The sequence below is a fragment of the Pseudochrobactrum lubricantis genome (genome assembly GCF_041929865.1).
Taxonomy (GTDB): domain Bacteria; phylum Pseudomonadota; class Alphaproteobacteria; order Rhizobiales; family Rhizobiaceae; genus Pseudochrobactrum; species Pseudochrobactrum saccharolyticum.
In genome coordinates this window covers 1-12,860 of record NZ_JBHEEE010000010.1, presented here as the reverse complement: position 1 = coordinate 12,860, position 12,860 = coordinate 1, and the positions used below count along the sequence as shown (strand labels likewise).

18 protein-coding genes are annotated in these 12,860 nt (G+C 56.2%); 11 read left to right on the top strand and 7 right to left on the bottom strand.

The features are described from left to right. Positions 1-663, top strand: coding sequence for a winged helix-turn-helix domain-containing protein (locus JNC80_RS17005; protein WP_376710996.1), 663 nt, complete (start codon positions 1-3; stop codon positions 661-663). A gap of 6 nt (positions 664-669) precedes the next feature. Here the strand turns inward: JNC80_RS17005 and JNC80_RS17000 are convergent, their stop codons facing one another. After that, positions 670-1,491 carry a metalloregulator ArsR/SmtB family transcription factor gene (locus JNC80_RS17000; RefSeq protein WP_376710995.1) on the bottom strand — a complete coding sequence of 274 codons (822 nt, stop codon included), beginning with the start codon at positions 1,489-1,491 and terminating at the stop codon, positions 670-672. A gap of 157 nt (positions 1,492-1,648) precedes the next feature. On the opposite strand from JNC80_RS17000, the gene phnD reads away from it, so the two are divergent. The 10 genes from phnD (at position 1,649) to JNC80_RS16950 (ending at position 9,383) form a co-directional block, all read left to right on the top strand. Next, positions 1,649-2,602, top strand: coding sequence for a phosphate/phosphite/phosphonate ABC transporter substrate-binding protein (gene phnD / locus JNC80_RS16995; RefSeq protein ID WP_376710994.1), 954 nt, complete (start codon positions 1,649-1,651; stop codon positions 2,600-2,602). A gap of 72 nt (positions 2,603-2,674) precedes the next feature. Continuing rightward, positions 2,675-3,514: a phosphonate ABC transporter ATP-binding protein gene (phnC, locus tag JNC80_RS16990; protein WP_376710993.1), complete on the top strand. Its 840-nt coding sequence runs from the start codon at positions 2,675-2,677 to the stop codon at positions 3,512-3,514. After that, the gene (gene phnE / locus JNC80_RS16985; RefSeq protein WP_376710992.1) at positions 3,514-4,329 is read left to right on the top strand and encodes a phosphonate ABC transporter, permease protein PhnE; all 816 of its coding nucleotides are present in this window, start codon (positions 3,514-3,516) and stop codon (positions 4,327-4,329) included. The genes phnC and phnE (JNC80_RS16985) overlap by 1 nt, the downstream gene beginning before the upstream one ends. After that, positions 4,329-5,147, top strand: coding sequence for a phosphonate ABC transporter, permease protein PhnE (gene phnE, locus JNC80_RS16980; RefSeq protein ID WP_376710991.1), 819 nt, complete (start codon positions 4,329-4,331; stop codon positions 5,145-5,147). The genes phnE (JNC80_RS16985) and phnE (JNC80_RS16980) overlap by 1 nt, the downstream gene beginning before the upstream one ends. Before the next feature lie 145 nt (positions 5,148-5,292). Beyond that, positions 5,293-5,652 carry an ArsR/SmtB family transcription factor gene (locus tag JNC80_RS16975; protein ID WP_376710990.1) on the top strand — a complete coding sequence of 120 codons (360 nt, stop codon included), beginning with the start codon at positions 5,293-5,295 and terminating at the stop codon, positions 5,650-5,652. Continuing rightward, positions 5,649-6,089: an arsenic resistance N-acetyltransferase ArsN2 gene (gene arsN2 / locus JNC80_RS16970; protein WP_094574610.1), complete on the top strand. Its 441-nt coding sequence runs from the start codon at positions 5,649-5,651 to the stop codon at positions 6,087-6,089. The genes JNC80_RS16975 and arsN2 overlap by 4 nt, the downstream gene beginning before the upstream one ends. A 15-nt stretch (positions 6,090-6,104) precedes the next feature. Continuing rightward, entirely contained in the window at positions 6,105-6,632 is a 528-nt protein-coding gene (locus JNC80_RS16965) for an arsenate reductase ArsC (protein WP_094574612.1), read from the top strand. A 104-nt stretch (positions 6,633-6,736) separates the two neighbouring features. After that, entirely contained in the window at positions 6,737-7,168 is a 432-nt protein-coding gene (arsC, locus tag JNC80_RS16960) for an arsenate reductase (glutaredoxin) (protein WP_094574614.1), read from the top strand. An 84-nt stretch (positions 7,169-7,252) separates the two neighbouring features. Beyond that, on the top strand, positions 7,253-8,323 hold the full coding sequence (gene arsB, locus JNC80_RS16955) for an ACR3 family arsenite efflux transporter (RefSeq protein ID WP_094574616.1): 1,071 nt from the start codon (positions 7,253-7,255) through the stop codon (positions 8,321-8,323). Between the two features lie 16 nt (positions 8,324-8,339). Then, entirely contained in the window at positions 8,340-9,383 is a 1,044-nt protein-coding gene (locus JNC80_RS16950) for an ArsO family NAD(P)H-dependent flavin-containing monooxygenase (protein WP_125302887.1), read from the top strand. Here the strand turns inward: JNC80_RS16950 and arsK are convergent. From arsK to JNC80_RS16920, 6 genes are all read right to left on the bottom strand, one after another. Continuing rightward, positions 9,333-10,553: an arsenite efflux MFS transporter ArsK gene (gene arsK / locus JNC80_RS16945; protein ID WP_376710989.1), complete on the bottom strand. Its 1,221-nt coding sequence runs from the start codon at positions 10,551-10,553 to the stop codon at positions 9,333-9,335. The two genes, JNC80_RS16950 and arsK, sit on opposite strands and share 51 nt — an antisense overlap. Further along, on the bottom strand, positions 10,550-11,257 hold the full coding sequence (arsH, locus tag JNC80_RS16940; protein WP_376710988.1) for an arsenical resistance protein ArsH: 708 nt from the start codon (positions 11,255-11,257) through the stop codon (positions 10,550-10,552). Before arsH ends, arsK begins: the two co-directional genes overlap by 4 nt. 48 nt (positions 11,258-11,305) lie before the next feature. Continuing rightward, positions 11,306-11,638: an ArsR/SmtB family transcription factor gene (locus JNC80_RS16935; protein ID WP_376710987.1), complete on the bottom strand. Its 333-nt coding sequence runs from the start codon at positions 11,636-11,638 to the stop codon at positions 11,306-11,308. Between the two features lie 344 nt (positions 11,639-11,982). Then, on the bottom strand, positions 11,983-12,156 hold the full coding sequence (locus JNC80_RS16930; protein ID WP_376710986.1) for a hypothetical protein: 174 nt from the start codon (positions 12,154-12,156) through the stop codon (positions 11,983-11,985). Between the two features lie 112 nt (positions 12,157-12,268). After that, positions 12,269-12,493: a hypothetical protein gene (locus tag JNC80_RS16925; RefSeq protein WP_376710985.1), complete on the bottom strand. Its 225-nt coding sequence runs from the start codon at positions 12,491-12,493 to the stop codon at positions 12,269-12,271. Positions 12,494-12,566: 73 nt separating this feature from the next. Further along, on the bottom strand, positions 12,567-12,860 hold a 294-nt coding region (locus JNC80_RS16920; RefSeq protein WP_376710984.1), incomplete at its 5' end, for a hypothetical protein.

Genomic DNA, 12,860 nt, shown 5'->3' with positions numbered 1-12,860 from the left:
ATGCCGAGTGTCGTTATCATACAGGAAGATATTGGCGTTGGCTCGATCCTGGAAGCAAGCTTCCGTGAGGAAGGTTATATCGCAGGGGTATGTGGACTGGCCGAGCAGTGTGAACGGATGGTTGCGGAAAGACAACCGGATCTCATCGTTGTTGCTTCTGTGAGCCGTGCTACCAATCTGCGCCAGTCATTCACGAAGATGCGAGCCTATGTTGGAAGAAGGCAGTTGGCGATCATTGTACTGGGTGGAGAGATGCTGCCAAAGCCTCTTTTCGATGCCGGCGCTGACGATTATTTGCCGCGGCCCTTCTCCGTTCAGGAACTCCTCGCCCGAAGTAACGCGCTCCTCGAGCGTTCATGCTCGACAGAGACAAGGATATTGAACCATCGTGAGATATCCCTGAATCTTGAGGCGCACAGGGTTTCGCGAAGAGGGCGGGAGATTCATCTTGCCCCGACGGAGTATCGTCTTCTGCAGACGATGCTGACGGAACCGTCGCGGCTATTTGCGCGTCGTGAGATTCTTGAGATGGTATGGAACGATACGAGCCGGGATGAGCGCATCGTCGATGTAAGCATCAAAAGACTGCGAAAGTCGCTGAACATTGGCAGCAAGAAAGACGCGATCCGTACTGTGAGGGGCCGTGGTTACGGCCTGCAGTAGTCGTGGCTAGCCCGCAGTGTTCCCGATTGCCTTCAACTGCGACTGAAGGGACATCCTGTCTATCGACTTGATCGGAAGCGCGGTGAAGACGGAAAGCCGATTGGTGAGAGCGCCCGCTGCGCTGCGGAAGGCAGCGAGTCTTTGCAACTCGCTGCCCTTAACAAGCGAGGGATCATCAATGGCCCAGTGAGCCGTGAAGGGCTGACCGGGCCAGGAGGGGCATTGCTCTCCAGTCAGTGTATCGCAAACGGTGAAGACGAAATCCATAGCGATACGGTCAACGCCCCTAAATTCGTCCCAGCTCTTGGGTCGCAGATCCACAACCGGACAGTCCATCTTCTGAAGCGTCACGAGTGTCATCGGGTGCACTCTCTCTGCCGGGAGATTGCCGGCAGAGAACGCGTTGAATCGCGTCGGGGCCATCTTGCGCAAAATGGCCTCTGCCATGATCGATCTGACCGAATTTGCGCGGCATAAGAAAAGCACATTGAAAACACGCGGTGCCTCATGAGGGGGGGTGCCTCCGATCGCAGGAGAGCGGTCTACCAAGGGGGTAAAGTCCGTCGCCAAAAACTCCACCAGCCTCCAGACAAGCTCGGTATTGGGTCGATAGATGATCGTAGTGCCGGCGCGTTGGGTCTGGACGAGTCCGGCGCGCTTCAAAACGTTGAGATGAGACGACATCGTATTTTGAGGTATATCGAGCAACCTCCCAATGTCGCCTGACGGCAACCCCTCTGGTGAATGATTCAGAAGAAGGCGCAAAGCATCAAGCCGGGTGATTTGCGCGATGGCTGCAAACGCCTCTACGATCGCTAATTTTTCCATAAGTCTGGATATATAGATTTTCGGACTGCCGAGCAAGTTGCAGTTGATAAGTCAATCGCAAATAATTCCGTATTTCTAGAAATGTGCAGGTTTGTCATATTTCTGTAGTGCAACTGCCCTATAAGCGTGTGTGTGTTTTGCATCGATGGAGAACCTGATGAAGAAGCTTGTGGCCGCACTGGCGATATCCGTAGCATTTGCAATGCCTGCCCAGGCGGAATTCAAACTCGACGCTCGCTACGCGGATGCGGACGGTGACATGGTCGCCGACATTCCGACTGATGCCGCCCAGCTCATCGACCCCGATACGCTGGTATTCGCCTATACCCCGGTTGAAGACCCGGCCGTCTACGCGGATGTCTGGAAAGGCTTCCTCGATCACCTTGCGCAAAAGACCGGCAAGAAGGTTCAGTTCTTCCCGGTGCAGGAAAACGCGGCTCAGATTGAAGCCATGCGCGCCGGTCGCCTGCACGTTTCCGGCTTCAATACCGGCTCCAATCCGATCGCTGTCGCCTGCGCCGGGTTCCGGCCGTTCGCGATGATGGCTTCCAAGGATGGCACCTTCGGCTATGAGATGGAAATCATTACCTATCCAGGCTCAGGTGTTGAGAAGATCGAGGATGTGAAAGGCAAGCAACTTGCTTTCACATCTGAAACTTCGAATTCCGGCTTCAAAGCACCCTCAGCGCTGCTGAAGGCCGAATACAAGCTCGCAGCCGGTGCCGACTTCGAACCCGTCTTTTCCGGAAAGCATGATAATTCTATCCTGGGTGTCGCAAACAAGGACTATCCTGCGGCGGCTGTTGCAAACTCGGTGATGAAGCGCATGGTCGCCCGCGATGTCGTAAAGGCGGATCAGATCGTCTCTATTTACAAGTCGCAGACCTTCCCGACCACCGGATATGGCGTGTCTCACAACCTGACCCCGGAACTGCAGGAAAAGATCAAGGACGCGTTCTTCACGTTTAACTGGGAAGGCTCCGCCCTGCTGAAGGAATTCCAGACCTCCGAGCCGCCTCAGGAGGCCTTCATTCCGATCACCTTCAAGGAGCATTGGGCAGTCATTCGCCAGATCGATGAAGCCAATGGCGTCACCTACGCGTGCAAATAAAGACGCGTGAACATAGGCGCCGGGGCGTTCGCGGCCCGGCGCTTACTCATGTTTTAAAGGCGGAGAACGACAATGCTCAGGATCACGGGGCTCACCAAATCCTACAAGACCGGCGACAAGGCGCTCAACGGGATCACATTGGAAATCCCTGCCGGCCAGGTGGTGGGTTTGATCGGTCCCTCGGGAGCTGGCAAATCCAGTCTCATCCGTTGCGTAAATCGACTGATCGAACCCACGTCTGGCAAGATATTTCTTGGCGAGCGCGACGTGACCGCGCTGTCGCGGTCCGATCTCAGGGTCGCGCGGCGCCGTATCGGCATGATCTTCCAGGAATATGCGCTAGTCGAGCGGTTGACCGTGATGGAAAACGTCCTGTCCGGTCGGCTTGGCTACGTGCCGTTCTGGCGCAGCTTCCTGCGCCGCTACCCAGCAGACTACGTGCAGAACGCATTCGCGCTTCTTGACCGGGTTGGTTTGACGGCCCATGCCGACAAACGCGCTGACGCTCTTTCAGGCGGTCAGCGACAGCGCGTCGGTATCGCGCGAGCGCTGGAGCAAGACCCTGAACTGCTTCTGGTCGATGAGCCGACCGCTTCGCTCGACCCTAAAACCTCGCGGCAAATCATGAGGCTGATTGTGGAGATCTGCAGGGAACGAAACCTGCCGGCGGTCATCAATATCCATGACGTACTGTTGGCGCAGGCCTTCGTTCAACGGATCATCGGCCTGCGTGCCGGCGAGGTAGTCTTCGACGGTACGCCCGATCAACTCGACACAGCTGCACTTACCCGCATCTACGGTGAAGAGGACTGGGTTGCCATGCAGAAGCAAGCCCAGGATGATGCCGAGGAAGAGCGTCTCGCAGTTATCGAACGAGAACGGGCGGACGAGCGCATGGCAGGAGCCTTGTGATGGCCGGGGTACTCTCGACGAGCTACCCTTCGATGTGGCGGCGGCCACCACTGTTCATCAGGTCCGCGGCTTTGCGCTTGCTGATTTATGGGGGCGCGCTGATTTATATCATCGTTGCCGTTGCGACCATCGAAGTACACTGGGCGCGTGCCTACGAAGGGCTCGATCGTGGCTGGCGTTTCCTGCAAGGCTTTCTGGTCCCAGACTTTACCACGCGCTGGCGTGACATCGCGAAGGGACTTGAAGAGAGCCTGACGATGACTTTGACCTCGACAATCGTTGGTATCCTCGTTTCCATCCCGATTGGCATCGGAGGGGCGCGTAATCTTGCGCCAGCGCCCGTCTACTACGCGTGCCGTTCCATCATTGCCATTTCGCGTGCCTTCCAGGAGATCATCATTGCGATCCTGCTCGTTGCAATGTTTGGTTTCGGCCCATTCGCGGGCTTCCTGACGCTCACCTTCGCAACGATCGGTTTCATCGCGAAGCTCCTCGCTGAGGCTATCGAAGAAATCGATGAAAAGCAGGCAGAGGCCATCCGTGCCACCGGCGCTTCGTGGCTGCAACTTGTCAACTATGCGGTTCAACCTCAGGTGATGCCGCGGCTGATCGGACTTTCGCTCTACCGGTTTGACATCAATTTCCGTGAATCGGCCGTCATCGGCATCGTCGGAGCAGGGGGTATCGGTGCAACGCTCAACACGTCAATTGACCGATACGAGTACGACAGCGCGGGTGCTGTGCTGATCCTCATTATCGTCATCGTCATGCTCGCCGAATACGGCTCGAGCCTCATTCGCAAGTGTGTTCAATAATGCCAGTTTCACATTCCCTTGATGGCAACAGGAATTGGCGTAAGCTGACACCCGGCCGTGAGCTCTTCCAGTGGACCGCCTGGTTGCTACTTGTCGCCTTTTGCGTGTTCTGCTGGCAGATCATGACCAAAGATACAATTTGGGCGTTTATCTACGATGCGCCCCGGCAAGGCGGCGACATTCTAAGCCGCGCCTTTCCACCTCGCCTATTCTATGTGAGCGAGCTCATCACTCCGCTTTGGGACACGCTTAATATGGCAACGCTGGGGACGCTTGCGGGCACTGTTCTGGCGGTGCCTATAGCTTTCCTTGCCGCTCGCAACACCACACCCTGCCTGTTTGTCCTTCGGCCGATCGCACTTTTCCTGATCGTGGCATCGCGCTCCATCAACTCGCTGATCTGGGCATTGCTTCTCGTCTCGATCCTGGGGCCTGGATTGCTTGCCGGCATCATTGCGATCGCGCTGCGGTCAATTGGCTTTGTCGGCAAGCTCCTATACGAGACGATTGAGGAGATTGACCAGAAACAGGTCGAAGCCGTCTCATCGACCGGGGCGAGTCGCATGCAGGTAATCGACTACGCGATTGTGCCGCAGGTCCTACCTTCGTTCCTGGGAATTACCGTGTTTCGATGGGATATCAATATAAGGGAATCAGCGATCCTTGGCCTGGTGGGTGCAGGGGGGCTCGGCCTCAAGCTGCAGTCCTCTCTGAACATGTTGGCGTGGCCCCAGGTGACAACGATTTTCATCGTCATTCTGGCCACGGTCATTCTGGCCGAATGGGTCTCGGCCGCTGTACGCAAGGCGCTCGTGTGAGCTTGACATACCGGGATTTCGGCCTCGCAGCGCGACCACTAGCATCGTGGCGGTTTGGTTTCGAGCAGTCCTGATGGAAAGGCCGGAGTAGGGCACCATTGAACAAACGTGTTGACTTCGTCCATAATTCCAGTAATCTGGATATATGGAACAGGAACAGGCAATTCTCGCGCTTGCAGCGCTCGCTCAACCAACCCGTCTTGAGACTTTTCGGCTGCTTGTTAAGCATGCGCCGGAAGGGCTGCCGGCAGGCGACATAGCGCGTGCGCTCGTGGTGCCACAAAACACTATGTCGGCGCATTTGAACATTCTGTCGCGGGCAGGGCTCGTGTCCTCGCAACGGCACAGCAGAATCATCATGTATCGCGCCGAGATTGAACAGCTTCGTGAAATGACGCTGTTTCTCCTGAAAGATTGCTGCGGTGGATCGGCGGAACTGTGCGCCCCACTCATCGCTGAACTTACCCCGTGCTGTATACCTGCTCCGCAGGAAAGTCCGGCATGAGCGCGCTCACGGTAGAACGATTGAGCGGGAGTGACCTCGATCTCAAAAAAGCACTCTCGGGCGCCGATCTTCCGACGAATGACGTCGAGGACGAGGGGCGGACCTTCTTCAGGATTGTGGACGACAACGACAGGACTGTCGCCTTCGCAGGTCTTGAAGCATGCGGGGGTGATCAGCTTCTGAGATCAGTGGTCGTTCTTCCGGATCAAAGAGGGAAAGGTGTCGGCCATGCAGCCGTCTCGGCGGTTCTGGCGCATGTCAAGCCAGGCCGCGCTGTTTACCTTGCGACAACGAACGCATCGCCGTTTTTCGAGCGCCTCGGGTTCATCGAAGTTCAGCGGGAAAATCTGCCAGCTGGGGTGCTCGAAACCCAGCAGCTTTCTTCTCTCTGCCCATCATCGGCGACCATCATGAAGCTTACCCGACCCCCAACCTAACTACGGATCACAGATATGACCGAAAAGACCTATAACGTGCTCTTCCTGTGCACGGGCAATTCCGCACGTTCCATTCTTGCCGAAGCCATCCTCAACAAGGACGGTGACGGTCGTTTCAAGGCTTATTCGGCTGGAAGTCAGCCCAAGGGCGAAGTCAATCCGCACGCGCTCAAAGAACTCGCAGCGCTTGGGTATGCTTCAACAGGCTTCTCGTCAAAGAGCTGGGACGTGTTCGCTGAACCGGGTGCGCCACAGATGGATTTCATCTTTACCGTTTGTGACAGTGCAGCGGGTGAAGCCTGCCCGGTATGGATCGGTCACCCGATGACAGCCCATTGGGGTGTCGAGGATCCGGCAGTCGTGACCGGAACCGAAGTAGAGGTCCAGCGGGCATTCGCGCAGGCCGCGCGGTTCCTGAAGAACCGTATCAACGCATTCCTCAGCCTCCCACTCGCGTCGATCGATCGTATGGCGCTGCAAACACGGCTGCGGCAGATTGGCAGGATGGAGGGGGCCACCGGTGTTCAAGAGGTAACTAATTAATACCAGATGACGGATGCGACCGAGTAAAGAAACGGGCGACATTATCTCGTCGGCGCCTCGGTCTCCGTACTCTTTCTCCAGTCAAGCGAAACGGTGTAAGTTGAATGAACAAATGGGACGTTATCATCTACCACAACCCGGAATGCGGGACCTCACGCAACACACTCGCGATGATCCGCAACGCCCGCATCGAACCCCATGTGGTCGAGTATCTCAAAACCCCGCCATCGCGCGCTTTGCTGGAGCAGCTGATCGACAGGATGGGACTTTCCCCGCGCGACCTCCTTCGCGAAAAGGGAACACCGTTCTCCGACCTCGGTCTGGGCGACACATCTTTGTCCGATGAGCAACTGGTCGATGCAATGATGGAACATCCCATCCTCATCAACCGCCCAATCGTCGTCACGCCGATGGGTGTCAAGCTGTGCCGACCATCGGAAGTGGTGCTGGATATCCTTCCATCCGATCAGCAGGCGGCGTTTACCAAGGAAGATGGTGAAGTTGTGATCGACCAGACCGGTCGTCGCGTGGTCTAACGCAAGACATTGAAGCCGAGCTCGTGTAGCCGCAGTGTTAATGGCAAGGCTGCGGACGATGATTATCTGCTAAGGAGAACGCCAATGCGTCCCGAAGAACCAACACTACGCCTGTCGTTCCTCGACCGCTACCTGACTGTCTGGATTTTTGCCGCCATGGCATTGGGGGTGCTGCTCGGTACTGTCTTTACCGGCCTGCCTGCAGCGCTCGACAGCCTGTCCGTTGGCACGACCAATGTTCCGATTGCCATCGGCCTGATTCTGATGATGTACCCGCCACTGGCTAAAGTTCGCTTCGAGGAATTGCCGCAGGTCTTCGCCGACAAGCGGGTGCTGGGGATTTCGCTCCTGCAAAACTGGATCATCGGTCCGGTGTTGATGTTTGCGCTGGCGGTCATTTTTCTGCGGGATTATCCTGAATATATGACGGGCCTGATCCTGATCGGCCTTGCCCGCTGCATCGCCATGGTTCTGGTCTGGAACCAGCTTGCAAAAGGTGACAACCAATATGTTGCTGGTCTTGTAGCCTTCAACTCCATCTTCCAGATTCTGTTCTTTAGCGTCTATGCCTGGTTTTTCCTCAGCGTCCTGCCGCCGCTGTTTGGATTGGAAGGCAGCGTCATCGATGTTTCTTTCTGGACGATTGCGGAAGCCGTTTTTATCTATCTCGGCATCCCGTTTCTTGCGGGCTATCTGTCGCGCCGTATTCTGACCGCGACCAAGGGACGTGACTGGTATGAGACTGTCTTTCTGCCGAAAATCAGCCCGATCACGCTTGCCGCACTGCTGTTCACCATTGTCGCCATGTTCAGCCTCAAGGGCGGGGATGTCTTGCGCCTGCCGGGTGATGTGGTGATGATCGCCATTCCGCTGACGATCTACTTCCTCATCATGTTCCTTGTCAGCTTCTGGATGGCGAAGTCTGTTGGAACTGACTATCCTCGCACCACGGCGGTGGCCTTTACAGCGGCTGGTAACAACTTCGAGCTTGCCATTGCGGTTGCCATTGCCGCCTTCGGGTTGGCATCTCCGGTAGCATTTGCCGCGGTGATTGGCCCCCTGGTCGAAGTTCCGGTGCTGATTTTGCTAGTGCAGATGGCACTCTGGATGGGCCGCAAGTATTTTACCAAGTCGGCCGGAAACCCGGCTGCGTAAAAAGTAAGGAAGCGCAATGTCTTCGGACATTTTCGATGTCGTCGTGATCGGTGCGGGCCAGGCTGGTCTCGCATCGGCTTACTATCTGCGGCGTGCCGGCGTCAGCTTCGTGATCCTTGATGCTGAAGAAGGGCCCGGTGGTGCATGGCGACATGCGTGGAATTCACTCCATCTGTTTTCACCGGCATCCTTCAGTTCGCTTCCGGGATGGATGATGCCGGCGAAGACCGAGGCGACCTATCCCGCCAGAGGTGAAGTGCTGGATTACCTGGCCCGATATGAGGAGCGCTATCAGTTCCCGATTGAGCGACCGGTTGTGGTCCAGTCCGTCAGAAACGTCGATGGCGGGCTTGAGGTGATAGGTGAAGACAAAACTTGGCACGCCCGTAGCGTTTTGAGCGCCACCGGCACATGGGGCCATCCGTTCGTTCCCGGTTATCCGGGGCGCGAGATATTTCAAGGTCGCCAGCTTCACTCAGCCCATTATGTGGATGCTGACGCCTTTGCCGGCCAGCGGGTCGCCATTGTGGGCGGGGGCAATTCCGGGGCACAGATATTGGCAGAAGTATCAAAAGTCGCCGAAACCATCTGGGTCACGCCTCAAGCGCCGGTTTTCCTTCCCGATGATGTCGACGGACACGTGCTATTCCAGCGCGCCACCGCACGGGTGCTTGGCGGGGCGAGTGGCCCAGAAATTGGCAGCCTTGGTGACATTGTCATGGTTCCCCCGGTAAAGGACGCACGGGATCGCGGCGTGCTGGGTTCCGTGCGGCCGTTCTCACGCTTTGATCGGGATGGCGTCGTCTGGCAGGACGGGACCAGAAGCGATATTGACGCCGTCATATGGTGCACCGGATTTCGCCCAGCGCTGGATCATCTCCAGGATCTCGGCGTCATTACAGGGGACGGCAGGGTTGATGTGGATGAGGGGCGCTCGATCAAGCAGCCACGCCTTTGGCTTACCGGTTATGGGAACTGGACTGGGGCCGCCTCGGCGACGCTTCTGGGTTCAGGCCGGACGGCCCGCGAGTTGATCCCGAGACTTGTCGCGGCGCTGTAAGCGCGCAATTCCAAGGAAGGCGACAACTGCACAGGCGCCAAGCGCCGTTGTAATGGTGAGCGACCACAGCGTGCCGATATGGGCCATGGCAAACGCCAGCGCAAAGGGTGCGGTGGCTGACAGTATCAACCGTGCGGCCATGACCTTGCCTTGAAGCCTGCCATAGCCATCGCTGCCAAACAGCATCAGCGGTAAAGTACCGGTGACGATGCTGAAAAGACCGCTGCCCAAACCAAAGACAACTGCAAAAGCCATGGCTCCTGCTACCGACGGAGCGCTGAGGATCAGGATCAGTATGCCGCCGGGGATCAATGTGGCGGCAATCGTTGCCAAAGCCAGCGGCGGCAGGTTGCCGCCAAGCACCATATTGGTGAACCGGCTCAGTACCTGCGACGGACCAAACAGCGTGCCGACAATGGCGGCGGTGGCTCCAAGCCCAAGGCCCGACAACAGCGGCACCATATGCACCAGGATCGCCGCACTGACGAGAGATTGCAGCGAGAATCCCACCACCATCAACTTGAAACCGAACTGCCGGACATCCGGGCTCAGACTTCCCTCGACGATCTGCGCCGTGCCGTTTTGTGCCTCTACTTTACCCTTGGCAAGTCCATAAGACAGCCAGGCGTGGAGCGGCAGGCAGACGAGCAAATTGAGCCCGGCAAACACCAGGTAGACGTTCTGCCACGACAAGTTGGTGTGCAATGCTGTGGTGAAAGGCCAGAAGATTGTCGAGGCGAAGCCGGCAATCAAGGTCAGGTAGGTGATGCTGCGCTGGGCGGTGCGGGGGCTTGCCTGTACCAGCAGCGCAAAGGCGGCCCCATATTGAACCAGATTGGCGGCGATCTCGATCACGATCAGGGCGGCGACAAAGCCGGTCTTACCCGGCGCATAGGCACAGGCGATCAAGGCTACCGCAGCAATTGCGGAGCCGGTCGTCATCACCCGTCCTGCGCCAAAATGATCAATGGCACGGCCGAGCCAGGGCGCAGTCAACCCGCCCAAAAGGAGAGCCGCGGAAAGTACTGCGAAAATCCACTCTGTCGACCAGTTCAGATCTCGCGCCATATCAGGCGCAAGGATGCTGAAGCTGTAATAAAGGGTTCCATAGCCGATGATCTGGGTGAGGCCCAGGGCAAGGATAGTGCCGACGGGCGGGCGCTCGCTCATATCGACTTCAGAGCCACGCGCTGTTCAAGCTTTGCGGCCTCTTCCTTCCGTTCGCTGTAACGGTCTGTCAGGTAGTCGGAGGCATCGCGGGTCAGCAGTGTGAATTTGACCAGTTCCTCGCAGACATCGACGACGCGATCATAATAGGCCGAGGGCTTCATGCGGCCATCGGCGTCGAATTCCTGCCATGCCTTGGCGACGGACGACTGGTTAGGAATCGTGATCATCCGCATCCAGCGACCGAGAATGCGCAGTTGATTGACAGCATTGAACGACTGCGAGCCGCCGGAGACCTGCATGACGGCCAACGTTTTGCCCTGCGTAGGTCGCACGGAACCGGTCGTGAGGGGAATCCAGTCAATCTGCGCCTTCATGATGCCGGTCATCGCACCGTGCCGCTCGGGGCTGACCCAGACATGGCCTTCCGACCAGAGAGAAAGGTCGCGTAATTCCTGAACCTTGGGATTGATGTCTGGCGCTCCATCAGGAAGAGGAAGCCCTTCGGGATTGAATATCCGAACCTCGCATCCGAGGTGCGCGAGAAGCCGTGCAGCTTCTTCCGCCAGAAGGCGACTGAACGAAATCTTCCGCAGAGATCCATAAAGGATCAGGATCCGTGGCTTGTGCTGCGAATAAGCCGGGTGAAGCGCATCAAGGTTGGGCTGGCGAATGAGATCAAGCGAGGCGGCTGGCAGATCGGCCATTGGGGCTACTCCGTATTGTAGGATTAAGGCGTTTGCATTCCGATGCCGTTATGGATCCGACAAGGCCAGTTCGGAAGGCGCGCAACCGGCGTCAGATTGACCAGAACAACAGTTCTCCATCAGGAAACGGACCAAGCCGTTGAGCGTCTCGAAATTCGCGCTGTAGACGATGGAGCGTGATTCTCGCTCAGCACTAATCAGGCCAGCATGTTCCAGTTCTTTGAGATGAAAGGAAACGTTGGAAGGCGAAACGTTCACAGTTTCCGCAATCGTACCCGCCGCCAATCCGCTCGGGCCGGCGATGACCAGCTTACGAATGACCTGTAGTCGTGTTTGCTGTGAGAGCGCGCCAAATGCATCCAGGACTTGCCGCTCGTTCATAATATCAATCCTCATTGAATGCTTGGAGGTGCCAGGAGATACAAGGCGTCAGCGCCTGCCCGAGCGCTTCAAGCCACAAGTTAGTTTGACGTTTCTATGAATATTGAAATTATGGAATGTTTTTGGTCACGTCAAGACGTCTTGTTATTGCTATCTCGATCTTTGTTGTCACCTCATTTTAAGCTATCGAAGCTCGATGGTGCATCTAGCCATTATAGTCTGGTATCTCCGTGTCCCGAAAGCTGTTGCGCTTGATCTCGCGATAGATCGTCGAGTTATATATTTTGATCACATAAGTTCTATTATGGAACTAAGCCATTGATATTTAATAATAATTTATCAGTTCACCATGAGCAATACGACTTCTCAGTTTGATAAACTTGATAACCGAGCCATAGAGCTCCGCCTATGGCGATGAGCAGGCCGAGGAAGAAATGTCCTGCAAGGGTGCCCACGACGAATTGTAACAGGAACATTAGCGAGCCGATAAAGATGGCTGTTTTCAGTGGAGAGTTCATTTTCCGCTCCTCTTCATCTGAATGATAATGGATGCCGTTTTTCCGCTCTGTGGCTTCGCCACGGTCAGAAAATTGGGTCCGGTTTGTGGGTAGGGATGGTTCCTTTCGTCGCTCATTTTCCAGCCTCGGGGTAAGGAATCGACAAAAAGACGTCGTGGACCGTTCCTTGGCAATCCGGATGCTGTTTCGGCAAATCGATCAAGCATTGCCGGTAATAATCCTGATTGGCTTTCAGAATCCGAACCTCCTCTTCCAGATCGCTAATGCGCTCGAACATTGTTCGTGTCGCCGGCGACAGATCTCGCGCATCGCCAGTTTTGTAATCCCAAAGCGTCATCAAAGGGGTCGTTTGCGGGAGAGGGCGAAATCCTACGTTAGCGGCCCGACTTGTCGGCAATAATCGGATGTTGTTATGGTTTGACTGACAAGGTCGTGACGACTGAGCGCATTATCGCTACCGTCTCCTCGCTCACATCAGTACCATCGAAGCTCATTATGTTCACGATGAGCGGAAGTTTCATGATGTTTGCGTAAGCGCTCACGCCCGAGAACGTAATTTTCCCGCCCTTGACAGCTCTCTGGGCGACATAAACGGCCCGATCATCGCGCCCCACAGCTGGAGATCCATGGACTTGCTTCGTAAAAGTGGAGAGGTTTTCTTGAGTTGAAAGGAAACTTACATGACGAAGCGAGCAGATTTTACG